The sequence below is a fragment of the Kosakonia sp. MH5 genome, from assembly GCF_009935945.1.
Classification (GTDB): Bacteria; Pseudomonadota; Gammaproteobacteria; order Enterobacterales; family Enterobacteriaceae; genus Kosakonia; species Kosakonia radicincitans.
Genome location: NZ_QODH01000001.1, coordinates 768263 through 782342, shown reverse-complemented (window position 1 = coordinate 782342; position 14080 = coordinate 768263). Strand labels below are relative to the sequence as shown.

The window sequence follows — 14080 nt, the reverse complement described above, 5'->3', positions numbered from 1 at the left end:
CGTACCGGTTGTTCCGACGCGGGTAGTTTTGTCTTATTGAGTTTGTTAAAATTCTGCTAAATTATCGCGGGTTTTCCACCCGGATAAGGGAGATATGATGAAGCAGGCATTACGTGTTGCATTTGGTTTTCTGATGCTGTGGGCAGCGGTGCTGCACGCAGAAGTACGTATCGAGATCACCCAGGGGGTGGACTCGGCACGCCCGATTGGCGTTGTGCCTTTCCAGTGGGCAGGCCCTGGTGCCGCGCCTGAAGATGCCGGCGGTATCGTTGCTGCGGATCTGCGCAACAGCGGCAAATTCAATCCCCTCGATCGTTCCCGCCTGCCGCAGCAGCCTGGCAGCGCACAGGAAGTTCAGCCAGCCGCATGGTCTGCGTTAGGCATCGATGCGGTGGTTGTTGGTCAGGTAACCCCGAATCCTGACGGCAGCTACAACGTCGCTTACCAACTGGTGGACACCGGTGGTGCGCCGGGTACCGTGCTGGCGCAGAACTCCTTTAAAGTGAACAAACAGTGGCTGCGTTATGCCGCTCACGCCGCCAGTGATGAAGTATTCGAAAAACTGACCGGCATTAAAGGTGCATTCCGTACCCGTATTGCTTACGTAGTGCAGACTGCGAACAGTCAGTTCCCGTACGAGCTGCGCGTTTCTGACTATGACGGTTACAACCAGTTCCTGGTGCACAAATCGCCGCAGCCGCTGATGTCTCCGGCATGGTCTCCGGACGGGTCCAAACTGGCTTACGTGACGTTTGAAAGCGGTCGTTCTGCTCTGGTTATCCAGACGCTGGCGAATGCGAGCATCCGCCAGGTTGCTTCCTTCCCGCGCCACAACGGTGCGCCGGCCTTCTCGCCGGACGGTTCTAAACTGGCGTTTGCGCTGTCTAAAACCGGTAGCCTGAACATTTATGTCATGGATATTGGTTCCGGCCAGATTCGTCAGGTTACCGATGGCCGCAGCAACAACACCGAACCGACCTGGTTCCCGGATAGCCAGACGCTGGCCTTTACGTCTGACCAGGCGGGTCGTCCGCAGGTGTATAAAGTAGGTATCAATGGCGGCGCAGCGCAGCGTATCTCCTGGCAGGGTTCACAAAACCAGGATGCTGACGTGAGCAGCGACGGCAAATTTATGGTGATGGTAAGCTCTGACGGTGGTCAGCAGCACATCGCTAAACAAGATCTGGCAGCGGGTGGCGTACAGGTTCTGACGTCAACGTTCCTGGATGAAACGCCAAGTCTGGCACCTAACGGCACAATGGTAATCTACAGCTCTTCTCAGGGGATGGGATCCGTGCTGAATCTGGTTTCTACAGATGGGCGTTTCAAAGCGCGTCTTCCGGCGACTGATGGTCAGGTTAAATTCCCTGCCTGGTCTCCGTATCTGTAATAATAAATATTTATAAAGGAATCAAAGAAATGCAACTGAACAAAGTGCTGAAAGGCCTGATGCTGGCTCTGCCTGTTATGGCGATTGCTGCGTGTTCTTCTCACAAGAACAACACCAGCGACCAGAGCGGCGAAGGCATGATGGGTGCTGGCACTGGCATGAACGGTAGTGGCAATATGTCCTCCGAAGAACAAGCGCGTCTGCAAATGCAACAGCTGCAGCAGAACAACATTGTTTACTTCGATCTGGACAAATATGACATCCGTTCTGACTTCGCTGCGATGCTGGATGCTCACGCTAACTTCCTGCGTAGCAACCCGTCCTACAAAGTCACCGTAGAAGGTCACGCGGACGAACGTGGTACTCCGGAATACAACATCTCCTTGGGCGAACGTCGTGCTAACGCCGTTAAAATGTACCTGCAGGGTAAAGGCGTTTCCGCAGATCAGATCTCCATCGTTTCTTACGGTAAAGAAAAACCTGCAGTACTGGGTCATGACGAAGCGGCTTACGCTAAAAACCGTCGTGCCGTACTGGTTTACTAAGAGAATTGCATGAGCAGTAACTTCAGACATCATTTGTTGAGTCTGTCGTTACTGGTTGGCATAGCGGCCCCATGGGCCGCTAATGCTCAGGCGCCAATCAGTAGTGTCGGCTCAGGCTCGGTCGAAGACCGTGTCACTCAACTCGAGCGTATTTCTAATGCTCATAGCCAGCTTTTGACTCAACTCCAGCAACAACTCTCCGATAATCAGGCCGATATTGATACCCTTCGTGGACAAATCCAGGAAAATCAGTATCAGCTTAATCAGGTGGTTGAACGCCAACAGCAAATTTTGCAGCAGATAGGCAATTTGAGCAGTGGCACAGCGGGACAGACGCAGCAAGCTTCCGGCGATCAGAGCGGTGCGGCGGCGCAAGCGCCAGCAGTGGATACGGGCGCAAATAACGGTACGGCAACGTCTGGTGCTCCCGTTCAAAGCGGCGATGCAAATACGGATTACAATGCGGCGATTGCGCTGGTACAGGATAAATCCCGTCAGGATGATGCGCTCGCTGCTTTCCAGAATTTTGTCAAAAAGTACCCAGATTCAACCTACATACCGAATGCCAACTACTGGCTTGGTCAGTTGAATTATAACAAGGGTAAAAAAGACGACGCTGCTTATTACTTTGCCTCTGTGGTGAAGAATTACCCGAAGTCGCCTAAAGCGCCTGACGCTATGTTCAAGGTCGGCGTGATTATGCAGGACAAAGGTGACAGCGCGAAAGCGAAAGCGGTTTACCAGCAGGTGGTCAGTAAATACCCTGGTACCGACGGCGCGAAACAAGCGCAAAAACGCCTTGGTTCTATGTAATGCATAGCGCATGACCAGAAATCGTGTTTTTTCTGGTCTTGTCGCATGAATCATAAGCAGTTAAGTCATTCTGGTTGAAATTGTTGTTGCGCTGAAATCTTAAATCAGTAATATATGCCGCCGTTGCCACGGGATATCTCTTAAACCAGAGGCAACATGAAAGTGGGTCGTTAGCTCAGTTGGTAGAGCAGTTGACTTTTAATCAATTGGTCGCAGGTTCGAATCCTGCACGACCCACCAATTTAACATCGGGGTGGAGATGTTAAGCGTGAAGGATAACGTTGCGTAGCAACGGCCCGACAGGGTAAGGCAAAGCCGAATCATCCTCACGACCCATCACTTAAAGTAGTATCCAGCAAGTAGTATCGGGTGATTAGCTCAGCTGGGAGAGCACCTCCCTTACAAGGAGGGGGTCGGCGGTTCGATCCCGTCATCACCCACCACTCGGGTCGTTAGCTCAGTTGGTAGAGCAGTTGACTTTTAATCAATTGGTCGCAGGTTCGAATCCTGCACGACCCACCAATTTAACATCAATCTAATGGTGTTAAACGTGAAGGATAACGTTGCGTCAGCAGCGACGCCACAGGGCGAGGCAAAGGCCAAATCATCCTGCACGATCCGCCACTTAATGTGGTTCCTGGTAAAATTATCTTCGAAGTCACTACCCCTATGGGTCGTTAGCTCAGTTGGTAGAGCAGTTGACTTTTAATCAATTGGTCGCAGGTTCGAATCCTGCACGACCCACCACTTTCAACGTGGGTGATTACTTCGAAGAGCAGTCTCGTAAGGGGTCGTTAGCTCAGTTGGTAGAGCAGTTGACTTTTAATCAATTGGTCGCAGGTTCGAATCCTGCACGACCCACCAATGTAAAAAAGCGCCCTAAAGGCGCTTTTTTGCTTTCTGCGAATAGAGAAGATTCGACAAAATTGTCGGGAACAATTTTGAACAACGCGCAGCGTTCGAAGGGCGAGCGAAGCGAGTCATCCTGCACGACCCACCCATGTAAAATGGCGCTGGCGGGTTTTTTGCTTTCTGACATCCGTAAATCCCGCGATATCCATCCATAGGCCTGCTAAGCACAGCGTCAGCAGTAGCTGCTGTTGGAGGGGGATCTGCCATTCCTTAAAAATTCATCACGACATTTTTTACGCAATCGGCTATCTTGTTTAGTATATAAAACATCTCTGCCGGATTACCCGCTTCCATGGTGACGAACCCGGTTGTTAAGTTCAGCAAGAAAAACGAGTAAGCATGATGAGCGTAATGTTTGACCCTGAAGCCGCAATCTATCCTTTTCCGCCAAAACCCCAGCCGCTGGATCAGCAAGACAAGCAATTTTACCGCGAGAAAATCAAACGCTTGCTGAAAGAACGGGATGCGGTGATGGTCGCGCACTATTATACCGACCCGGAGATCCAACAACTGGCGGAAGAGACTGGGGGTTGTATCGCCGATTCGCTGGAGATGGCGCGCTTTGGTGCCAGACATCCAGCCTCCACGCTGCTGGTCGCAGGCGTTCGTTTTATGGGCGAGACCGCTAAAATTCTCAGCCCGGAAAAAAACATCCTGATGCCAACACTGCACGCCGAATGTTCACTCGATCTGGGCTGCCCGATTGATGAGTTTACTGCTTTCTGCGACGCTCACCCGGATCGTACAGTGGTGGTCTATGCCAATACCTCGGCAGCAGTGAAAGCGCGTGCCGACTGGGTCGTAACGTCCAGTATTGCCGTCGAGTTGATTGAGCATCTCGATAGCCTCGGCGAGAAAATTATCTGGGCGCCGGACAAACATCTGGGAAGCTACGTGCAGAAACAGACCGGTGCTGATGTGCTGTGCTGGCAGGGCGCCTGTATTGTTCATGATGAATTTAAAACCCAGGCGCTGATGCGCATGAAGGCGCTCTACCCGCAAGCCGCTATCCTGGTGCATCCAGAATCGCCGCAATCGGTCGTGCAACTGGCGGATGCTGTAGGATCCACCAGCCAATTGATTGCTGCGGCAAAAACACTGCCGCATAAACAGCTTATTGTCGCCACTGACCGGGGTATCTTTTATAAGATGCAGCAAGCCGTACCGGAAAAAGAGCTGTTTGAAGCGCCGACAGCAGGAGAAGGGGCGACTTGCCGCAGTTGTGCGCACTGTCCGTGGATGGCGATGAATGGCCTGAAAGCGATTGCTGAAGGGCTGGAACACGCCGGTGCTGAGCATGAGATCCATGTTGATGCGGCACTACGCGAAGGCGCGTTGGTATCGCTGAACCGCATGCTGGATTTTGCGGCTACACTACGACCTTAATACTTTTTAACGCGTAACAATACGCTCTGGGGAAAGAATGGATTTTTTTAGTACACAGAACATCCTGGTGCACATACCGCTGGGTGCTGGTGGGTACGATCTCTCATGGATTGAAGCTGCAGGCACGCTGGCGGGCTTACTGTGTATCTGGCTGGCGAGCCTGGAGAAAATCAGTAATTACGCGTTTGGTCTGATAAACGTCACGCTGTTCGCCATTATCTTTTTCCAGATCCAGCTCTACGCCAGCCTGTTGCTCCAGCTCTTTTTCTTTGCTGCCAATATTTACGGCTGGTACGCCTGGTCACGCCAGACATCGCAAAACGAGGCTGAGCTGCAAATTCGCTGGCTGCCGTTGCCGAAGGCGCTGGCGTGGCTGGCCGTGTGCGTGGTCGCGATTGGCCTGATGACCGCGTTTATTGATCCTGTCTTTGCGTTTCTGACGAAAATTGCTGTCTCAGTAATGCAAACGCTGGGGCTGAATGTGGCGATGCCGCAGCTGCAACCCGATGCTTTCCCGTTCTGGGATTCTTCCATGATGGTGTTGTCGATTGTGGCGATGATCCTGATGACCCGCAAATACGTTGAAAACTGGCTGCTCTGGGTGATCATCAACGTCATCAGCGTGGTGATTTTCGCATTGCAAGGCGTGTGGGCGATGTCGCTTGAGTATCTGATCCTGACATTCATTGCGCTTAATGGCAGCCGGATGTGGATGAACAGCGCGCGTGAGCGGGGTTCTCACGCGTTTTCACATTAATGGTGATGCTGATGGTGATGGTCAGGCTGTGATTCTCCCAGCGTACAGTCTGGCCCGTTACAGAGCTGATACTCCATCTGCACGGTGGAGTGCTCAATCTGGTAATGGTGGATGAGGAAATGCTGGATCTCACCGAGTAGCTTATCGTGATCCCGCGGTGGAATAACCTGCACATGCAACGTCATTAATGGTTTTTCACCGACCAGCCAGACATGAACATGGTGTACGTCGCGCACTTCCGGAATGGCGCGGCGCAAATGGCGTTTCAGCGCGCCAATGTCGAATGTCGACGGCGCACCTTCCAGCAATTCATTGACGCTTTCCTTCAATAAACGCCAGGCGCTGCGCAACACCAGCGCTGAAACCAGCACGGAAAGTATAGGATCGACCGGCGTCCATCCGGTCAGCATAATGACCAGCGCGGCGGCGATCGCCCCAACGGAACCGAGCAGATCACCCAGTACATGCAGCGCCGCAGCACGCACATTGAGATTCTTCTCTTCGCTACCGCGATGCAGCAACCAGAACGCCAGTATGTTTGCCAGCAGACCGGCAATAGCGATCACCATCATGGTTAACCCGGCGACCGGCTGCGGATGGTAGAAGCGCTGAAGTGCTTCCCAGACAATCCACACGGTAATCAGCACCAGCGCCAGCGCATTCACAAAGGCGGCCAGCGTCGTCAGCCGCAGCCAGCCAAACGTACGATGCGCGCTGGGCGGCTGGCGAGCAAACCAGACAGCTAATAGCGCGAAGAGCAGGGCGGCGGCATCGGTAAGCATGTGACCAGCATCAGCCAGTAGCGCCAGCGAGCCGGAAATAATCCCGCCAGCCACTTCCACCAACATAAAAACGGCGGTGACAATAAATGCCAGCAACAAACGCCGGGCGTTGGCATCGGCGGGAGCGTGTGAATGTGAATGCGCCATGAATGGCTCCTTCCTTTTAACCAGGCTTAACGCCTTACATCATTACAGATTTTTAACCGGTGAGAAGAAAAAAATAAGGAGAGCCGAAGCTCTCCTCATGTGTCATGGCATCACTCTTTACTGGGTTGTGCCATCGGTTTTGGTATTGACGTCATTATTAGTGCCATTACCGGTTTCGACTTTTTTGTTTACGTCCGGGCAACGCCCATCCTTACACATCGTGTTTTTGTGCACTTCATCTTTGCTCATATGCTGCGATGAGTGAGTTTGCTGCGTACCGGTAGCAGAATTCGTGCTGCCGTTGTTAATTTTGCTGTTATCAACCCCGTTCGGTGCAAGGTTCTGCTGCGCATCCGGGGCGGTCTGCCCCGCGGCTGCCGAGGAGTTTGCCTGGCCGTTATTGGCCGAGGCATCAGATGCAGAATCCGCAGCCCATGCTGCGCCACCTGCAAGGGTAAGGGTCGAGGTCAGTAAAAGCGTCGCTAATTTATTCATTTTCATCATAAAGCTCCTGTTCTGGTCGTTTTCATCACCGGCAAAGGCGATAAAAGCAGCGCGAACGAGTCATCACGCTCAGTGGTGAAAGATGCCGCTTTATTTATTAACGGCAGAATGTAATATTGCTAAAGTTCAATTTAACGGTGTTTACAGTTAAAAAGTGTAGCCACTATCTAACAGTCTGCGACTTTTGCATGGCTTTTTGCGCCATTCCAGGAATTATCCGCCCGAAGTGTAAAAGGGCGTTTACACTTCGGGCCTGACAAGATAGATTGGAAAGATTGCATTCATTACAAAAAGTATGGCCACACTGGAAAGATCATGAATTATCAGAACGACGATTTACGTATTAAAGAGATCAACGAGTTATTACCTCCTGTAGCGCTCCTTGAAAAATTCCCCGCCACTGAAGCTGCCGCCCAGACGGTATCCAGCGCCCGCAAAGCGATCCATAACATTCTGCGCGGCAATGACGATCGTCTGCTGGTGGTGATTGGCCCGTGTTCCATTCATGATCCTGCGGCGGCGAAAGAGTACGCTTCGCGCCTGCTGGCATTGCGTGAAGAGCTCGGTGGCGAGCTGGAAGTGGTGATGCGCGTCTATTTTGAAAAACCGCGTACTACCGTTGGCTGGAAAGGGCTGATCAACGATCCGCATATGGACAACAGCTTCCAGATCAACGACGGCCTGCGCATTGCCCGCAAATTATTGCTGGAAATCAATGACAGCGGCCTGCCGGCTGCGGGTGAATTCCTCGATATGATCACGCCGCAATATCTGGCGGATCTGATGAGCTGGGGTGCGATCGGCGCCCGTACTACGGAATCACAGGTACACCGCGAGCTGGCTTCTGGTCTCTCCTGTCCGGTTGGATTCAAAAACGGCACCGACGGCACCATCAAAGTGGCGATCGACGCCATTAACGCCGCCAGCGCGCCGCACTGCTTCCTGTCGGTCACCAAATGGGGCCACTCTGCCATTGTGAATACCGCCGGTAATGGCGACTGCCACATTATTCTGCGCGGCGGCAAAGAGCCGAACTACAGTGCAAAACATGTGGCAGAAGTGAAATCAGGTCTGACCAAAGCGGGCCTGGAACCGCAGGTGATGATCGATTTCAGCCATGCGAACTCCAGCAAGCAGTTCAAAAGGCAAATGGACGTTGGCAGCGATGTCTGTCAGCAGATCGCCAACGGTGAAAAAGCGATTATCGGCGTGATGATTGAAAGCCACCTGGTAGAAGGTAACCAGAGTCTGGAGAGCGGCGAACCGCTGGTCTACGGTAAGAGCATCACCGATGCGTGCATCGGCTGGGAAGATACGGACACTATCCTGCGTCAGTTAGCGGCAGCGGTAAAAGCGCGTCGTGCCTGATTCGAGCCGCAGAGACGTTGGCTTTTCTCGCTAACCTGGGTCACTTTGTGCTAGCTGCCGGAGATTAGCTTCGCCGCCTTTCTGCAACGCGAATTATTTTGTGTCTCTGATTGCGTGTGAAGTGCAAAAAAAAGCGTGGAGCAATCCACGCTTTTTTTATGGGGGAAAACTTACTTCGCTTTACCCTGGTTTGCTACTGCAGCGGCTTTTGCAGCGATCTCTTCCGCATTGCCCAAGTAGTAGTGTTTCAGCGGTTTGAAGTTTTCATCGAACTCATAAACCAGCGGTACGCCGGTCGGGATGTTCAGTTCGAGGATCTCTTCTTCGCTCATATTGTCGAGGTATTTCACCAGCGCACGCAGGGAGTTACCGTGCGCAGCGATGATCACGCGCTCACCGCTTTTCAGGCGCGGCAGAATAGTTTCATTCCAGTAAGGAATAACGCGATCGATGGTCAGCGCCAGGCTTTCGGTCTGCGGCAGTTCGGCTTCGCTCAGTTTAGCGTAGCGCGGATCGTGGCCCGGGAAACGCTCATCATCTTTAGTCAGCGCTGGCGGGGTAACGGCAAAGCCTCGACGCCACTGTTTAACCTGCTCGTCACCGTATTTCTCTGCGGTTTCGGCTTTGTTCAGACCCTGCAACGCACCGTAGTGACGCTCGTTCAGTTTCCAGCTTTTTTCTACCGGCAACCACGCCTGATCCAGTTCGTCCAGCACGTTCCACAGTGTGTGGATGGCACGTTTCAGCACGGAGGTGTAAGCAAAATCGAAGGAGTAGCCTTCCTCTTTCAGCAGTTTGCCTGCTGCTTTCGCTTCACCAACTCCTTTCTCTGACAGATCGACATCGTACCAACCGGTGAAGCGGTTTTCGTTGTTCCACTGGCTTTCGCCATGACGAACCAGAACCAGCTTAGTAACAGCCATACTCTTACTCCTGTAAGTCTGATTGAATGATAACAATTCTCATTATATTGCCGGAGAGAGAGCCCCGGCAACGATTACCCATAACCATAGCGAAAATAGCCGCGCAGTGTAAGGTGCTTGTGAACCAGGGGTTATAGTTTTGTCGATAAGTGACGCTTATTTCAGCAAAATGAGCAAAAAAAAGCCCTCCGGGAGGAGGGCTGAGATTAAAGCGCAATAAAGTGATATTCCGTCAGGCTGACATATTCGCTGCCGGGGCGTAAAACACAGTCCGGCTGCGGATAGTCCGGGCGATTCGGGCTGTCGGGCAAAAATTCACTCTCCAGCGCCAGGCCTTGCCATGCAGCGTAGGTTTTCCCCCCGCGCGCTGGCGTACCGTCAAGATAATTGCCGGAATAGAACTGGAGCGCTGGAGCGCTGGTATAAACCGTCATTTGCAGTTGATTATCCGCCGACCACAACTGTGCCGCAGGCAGGCTGGCATCGCCCTTCGCCTGCAACAAAAACGCATGATCGTAGCCTTTTACCGCACGCTGATCGTCATCGCTGAGAAACTCTTCCGCCACGGTTTTGGGCGTACGGAAATCAAAACTGGTCAGCGCGACTTTTTTCAACCCACCGGTCGGCAGCCCCATCTCATCCACAGGCAGATATTCATCTGCCAGCAGTTGCAGGGAGTGGCTACGCACATCAGACTGGTACCCATCGAGGTTGAAATAGGCGTGGTTGGTCAGGTTGACCGGGCAGGGTTTATCCGTCGTGGCACGATATTCAATTGCCAGACGGTTATCCTCGCCGAGGCGAAAATGCGCCGTGGCGTTTACGTTGCCCGGAAAACCCTGATCGCCATCCGGCGAAGTGAGCGAAAACAGCACTTCGTTTTCATTCTGACGCTCAATCCGCCAGCGACGCTTGTCGAAACCTTCCGGGCCGCCATGCAACTGATTTTCGCCCTGGCTGGGCGTAAGCGCATATGTCTGACCATCAAGCTGAAAACGGCTCTTGCTGATACGGTTGGCGTAACGGCCCACCGAAGCGCCGAGAAACGCGGATTGTTGCAGATAGTATTCCGGTGACGCGCAGCCGAGCAGCGCTTCACGCACGGAGCCATCTTTCAGTGGCACGCGAGCCGAAAGCAGCGTCGCGCCCCAGTCCATTAGTGTCACCACCATTCCGGCGCTGTTGCGCAGAGTGATGAGACGAAAGGGCAGCCCGTCCGGAGCCGCCGTCGCAGATTCGTTTAGCACTGTCCTGCTCCCTGTGAAGGTTTGCACACATAGAAGGTTTCTTTGATGCCGGTTTTGGCTTCGTACTGGCTTTCCACGGCCTGTTTGACCGCAGGAACCAGCGCTTCCGGCACCAGCGCGACAACGCAGCCGCCGAAGCCACCACCGGTCATGCGCACGCCGCCTTTATCACCGATGGTGGCTTTCACAATCTCGACCAGCGTATCGATTTGCGGCACGGTGATTTCAAAATCATCGCGCATTGACGCGTGGGATTCAGCCATCAGCACGCCCATGCGTTGCAGATCGCCTTTCTCCAGCGCGGCGGCCGCTTCGACCGTGCGCGCGTTTTCTGTCAGCACATGGCGTACGCGTTTGCTGACCAGCGGATCCAACTCATGCGCTACCGCATTGAACTGATCGATGCTGACATCACGCAGCGCTTTCTGCTGGAAGAAACGCGCGCCGGTTTCGCACTGCTGACGTCGCGTGTTGTATTCACTGCCGACCAGCGTGCGTTTGAAGTTACTGTTAATGATGACAATTGCCACGCCTTCCGGCATCGACACCGCTTTGGTGCCGAGCGAGCGGCAGTCGATCAGCAACGCGCTGCCTTTTTTGCCCAGCGCCGAGATCAACTGATCCATAATGCCGCAGTTACAGCCGACGAACTGGTTTTCCGCTTCCTGGCCGTTAAGGGCAATCTGCGCGCCATCCAGTGGCAGATGGTAAAGTTGCTGGAAGACGGTGCCGACCGCCACTTCCAGCGATGCTGAGGAGCTTAACCCCGCGCCTTGCGGTACGTTGCCGCTGATCACCAGATCGGCGCCGCCAAAGCCTGCGTTGCGTTTTTGCAGGTGTTTCACTACGCCACGCACATAGTTGGACCACTGCTGGCTGTCGTGAGTCACAATCGGGGCGTCGAGGGAAAATTCATCCGTCTGGTTATCATAATCGGCGGCAATCACCCGCACGATGCGATCGGTGCGCGGCGCGCAGCTAATCACCGTCTGGTAATCAATGGCGCAGGGCAGTACAAAACCGTCGTTATAGTCAGTATGTTCACCAATCAGATTCACGCGGCCCGGAGCCTGAATGGTATGGGTGGCAGGGTAGCCAAATTTCTCAGCAAACAGGGATTGTGTTTTCTCTTTCAGACTCATTGTTATTCTCCGGATTCGCGAAAATGGACATCGCTCAGCGCACGCAGGCGTTCAGCGGCTTGTTCTGCCGTCAGATCGCGCTGGGTTTCCGCCAGCATTTCGTAGCCCACCATAAATTTACGCACGGTAGCGGAACGCAGCAGCGGCGGATAGAAATGCGCGTGTAACTGCCAGTGATCATTCTCTTCACCGTTAAACGGCGCGCCGTGCCAGCCCATCGAGTAGGGGAAAGAGCACTGGAACAGATTGTCGTAACGGCTGGTCAGTTTTTTCAGCGCCAGCGCCAGATCGCTGCGCTGTGCTGCGGTTAAGTCGGTAATGCGCTGGATATGCGCCTTCGGCAACAGCAGCGTTTCGAACGGCCAGGCCGCCCAGTAAGGCACCACGGCCAGCCAGTGGTCCGTTTCTACCACCGTACGGCTGCCGTCATTCCGCTCGCGCTGCACATAATCGACCAGCATCGGTGAGTGATGTTCAGCAAAGTACGCTTTTTGCAGGCGGTCTTCGCGTTCCACTTCGTTGGGCAGAAAGCTATTCGCCCACACCTGACCATGCGGATGCGGATTGGAGCAGCCCATTGCCGCGCCTTTGTTCTCAAACACCTGCACCCATGGATAGTGCTGGCCCAGCTCGGCGGTTTGCTGTTGCCAGGTTTTTATTACCTCTTCCAGCGCATTCAGGCTCAGTTCCGGCAGCGTTTTGCTGTGATCCGGCGAGAAGCAAATAACCCGGCTGGTCCCGCGCGCGCTCTGGCTGCGCATCAGCGGATCGCTGCTTTCCGGCGCCTGCGGCGTGTCGGTCATCAGCGCCGCAAAATCATTGGTGAACACGTAAGTACTGGTGTAATCCGGGTTTTTATCGCCCGTTACGCGAGTATTACCCGGACACAGGAAGCAATCCGGATCGTGTGCAGGCAATGTTTGCTTCGCAGGCGTTTCTTGCGCCCCTTGCCAGGGACGCTTTGCGCGATGCGGAGAAACCAGGATCCACTGATCGGTCAGCGGGTTGTAGCGGCGATGCGGGTGATCGACCGGGTTAAATTGCGTCATTACTGCTCCTTCAATCCGGATAACCCTGCGGATGGCGTGACTGCCAGCGCCAGGTATCTTCTGCCATTTCGTCAAGCGTACGGGTTACGCGCCAGTTCAGCTCTTTATCGGCTTTGGTCGCGTCGGCCCAGTAGGCCGGTAAATCGCCCTCGCGGCGCGGCGCAAAGTGCCATGCCACCGGTTTGCCGCAGGCTTTGCTGAACGCGTTGACCACATCCAGTACGCTGCTGCCGACGCCGGCGCCGAGGTTGTAAATATGGACGCCCGGTTTGCCGGCCAGTTGTTGCATAGCCGCAACGTGACCGTCAGCCAGGTCCATCACATGAATGTAATCACGCACGCCCGTGCCATCCGGCGTCGGATAATCGTTGCCGAAAATCGCCAGAGAATCGCGACGGCCAACGGCAACCTGCGCGATGTAAGGCATCAGGTTATTCGGGATACCCTGCGGATCTTCGCCCATATCTCCTGACGGATGCGCGCCAACCGGGTTGAAGTAGCGCAGCAGCGCGATGCTCCACTCCGGCTGGGCTTTTTGCAGGTCGGTGAGGATCTGTTCCACCATCAACTTGCTTTTGCCGTACGGACTTTGCGGCGTTCCGGTAGGGAAGCTTTCGACATAAGGGATTTTCGGTTGATCGCCGTAGACCGTGGCGGAGGAGCTGAAAATCAGGTTTTTGACGTTGGCCGCGCGCATGGCGTCGATCAGGCGCAGCGTACCGTTGACGTTGTTGTCGTAGTACTCCAGCGGCTTCGCCACGGATTCGCCAACGGCCTTCAGCCCGGCAAAGTGAATGACCGCTTCAATGGCATGATCGTGCAGGATTTCGGCCAGCAGCGCTTCATCGCGAACATCGCCTTCAACGAACAGTGCGGATTTTCCGCCGAAGCGCTCGATTTCATTGAGCACGCTGCGCTTACTGTTACAGAGGTTATCCAGAATGATGACGTCATGGCCGTTTTGCAGCAGTTGCACGCAGGTGTGGCTTCCTATGTAACCGCTACCACCAGTAACCAGAACTCGCATATTTCACTCCATAAAGCATTTGATATGAACAAACCTTAGCATAACAGAGAGGTGAAAACTGTGACATGGGATAAATTAGTGGAATCGT

Annotated in this window: 13 protein-coding genes and 5 tRNA genes; 11 read left to right on the top strand and 7 right to left on the bottom strand. The window is 53.8% G+C overall.

Features of this window, described 5'->3' with window-relative positions; genetic code table 11:
- Nucleotides 1–97: 97 nt before the first annotated feature.
- From tolB to pnuC, 10 genes are all read left to right on the top strand, one after another.
- Nucleotides 98–1390, top strand: a complete 1293-nt coding sequence (gene tolB / locus DK872_RS03700; RefSeq protein ID WP_035885966.1) for a Tol-Pal system beta propeller repeat protein TolB — start codon at nucleotides 98–100, stop codon at nucleotides 1388–1390.
- 29 nt (nucleotides 1391–1419) lie between these two features.
- The gene (pal, locus tag DK872_RS03695; protein ID WP_007373922.1) at nucleotides 1420–1935 is read left to right on the top strand and encodes a peptidoglycan-associated lipoprotein Pal; all 516 of its coding nucleotides are present in this window, start codon (nucleotides 1420–1422) and stop codon (nucleotides 1933–1935) included.
- 9 nt (nucleotides 1936–1944) lie between these two features.
- Nucleotides 1945–2748, top strand: a complete 804-nt coding sequence (cpoB, locus tag DK872_RS03690) for a cell division protein CpoB (RefSeq protein WP_161518041.1) — start codon at nucleotides 1945–1947, stop codon at nucleotides 2746–2748.
- 164 nt (nucleotides 2749–2912) lie between these two features.
- Nucleotides 2913–2988: transfer RNA gene (locus DK872_RS03685), tRNA-Lys, on the top strand.
- 127 nt (nucleotides 2989–3115) lie between these two features.
- Nucleotides 3116–3191 (top strand) — tRNA-Val (locus DK872_RS03680).
- A gap of 3 nt (nucleotides 3192–3194) precedes the next feature.
- Nucleotides 3195–3270: transfer RNA gene (locus tag DK872_RS03675), tRNA-Lys, on the top strand.
- A 149-nt stretch (nucleotides 3271–3419) separates the two neighbouring features.
- Nucleotides 3420–3495, top strand: a tRNA-Lys gene (locus DK872_RS03670).
- A 41-nt stretch (nucleotides 3496–3536) separates the two neighbouring features.
- Nucleotides 3537–3612: transfer RNA gene (locus DK872_RS03665), tRNA-Lys, on the top strand.
- A gap of 390 nt (nucleotides 3613–4002) precedes the next feature.
- Nucleotides 4003–5046, top strand: coding sequence for a quinolinate synthase NadA (nadA, locus tag DK872_RS03660; protein WP_035886080.1), 1044 nt, complete (start codon nucleotides 4003–4005; stop codon nucleotides 5044–5046).
- A 37-nt stretch (nucleotides 5047–5083) separates the two neighbouring features.
- Nucleotides 5084–5803: a nicotinamide riboside transporter PnuC gene (gene pnuC / locus DK872_RS03655; protein WP_007373926.1), complete on the top strand. Its 720-nt coding sequence runs from the start codon at nucleotides 5084–5086 to the stop codon at nucleotides 5801–5803.
- Here the strand turns inward: pnuC and zitB are convergent.
- Nucleotides 5800–6732 (bottom strand): CDF family zinc transporter ZitB, encoded by a 933-nt coding sequence (gene zitB / locus DK872_RS03650; protein WP_007373927.1) that lies wholly within the window; start codon nucleotides 6730–6732, stop codon nucleotides 5800–5802. The two genes, pnuC and zitB, sit on opposite strands and share 4 nt — an antisense overlap.
- A gap of 117 nt (nucleotides 6733–6849) precedes the next feature.
- A complete protein-coding gene (locus tag DK872_RS03645; protein ID WP_035885963.1) occupies nucleotides 6850–7233 on the bottom strand; it encodes a YbgS-like family protein in 384 nt (127 codons plus the stop codon).
- Nucleotides 7234–7551: 318 nt separating this feature from the next.
- Between DK872_RS03645 and aroG the strand changes: the two genes are divergently transcribed.
- Nucleotides 7552–8604 carry a 3-deoxy-7-phosphoheptulonate synthase AroG gene (gene aroG, locus DK872_RS03640; RefSeq protein WP_161518040.1) on the top strand — a complete coding sequence of 351 codons (1053 nt, stop codon included), beginning with the start codon at nucleotides 7552–7554 and terminating at the stop codon, nucleotides 8602–8604.
- A 170-nt stretch (nucleotides 8605–8774) separates the two neighbouring features.
- On the opposite strand, the gene gpmA is transcribed toward aroG, so the two are convergent.
- The 5 genes from gpmA to galE all read right to left on the bottom strand — a co-directional run bounded on the left by gpmA (nucleotide 8775) and on the right by galE (nucleotide 13992).
- Nucleotides 8775–9527, bottom strand: a complete 753-nt coding sequence (gene gpmA, locus DK872_RS03635) for a 2,3-diphosphoglycerate-dependent phosphoglycerate mutase (RefSeq protein WP_043954207.1) — start codon at nucleotides 9525–9527, stop codon at nucleotides 8775–8777.
- A gap of 206 nt (nucleotides 9528–9733) precedes the next feature.
- Entirely contained in the window at nucleotides 9734–10774 is a 1041-nt protein-coding gene (gene galM, locus DK872_RS03630; RefSeq protein WP_035885960.1) for a galactose-1-epimerase, read from the bottom strand.
- Complete coding sequence (gene galK, locus DK872_RS03625) at nucleotides 10768–11916, bottom strand: galactokinase (RefSeq protein WP_007373932.1); 1149 nt, start codon at nucleotides 11914–11916, stop codon at nucleotides 10768–10770. Before galK ends, galM begins: the two co-directional genes overlap by 7 nt.
- 2 nt (nucleotides 11917–11918) lie before the next feature.
- The gene (galT, locus tag DK872_RS03620) at nucleotides 11919–12965 is read right to left on the bottom strand and encodes a galactose-1-phosphate uridylyltransferase (protein WP_035885959.1); all 1047 of its coding nucleotides are present in this window, start codon (nucleotides 12963–12965) and stop codon (nucleotides 11919–11921) included.
- A gap of 10 nt (nucleotides 12966–12975) precedes the next feature.
- Nucleotides 12976–13992 (bottom strand): UDP-glucose 4-epimerase GalE, encoded by a 1017-nt coding sequence (gene galE / locus DK872_RS03615; protein ID WP_035885958.1) that lies wholly within the window; start codon nucleotides 13990–13992, stop codon nucleotides 12976–12978.
- Between the last annotated feature and the right edge of the window lie 88 nt (nucleotides 13993–14080).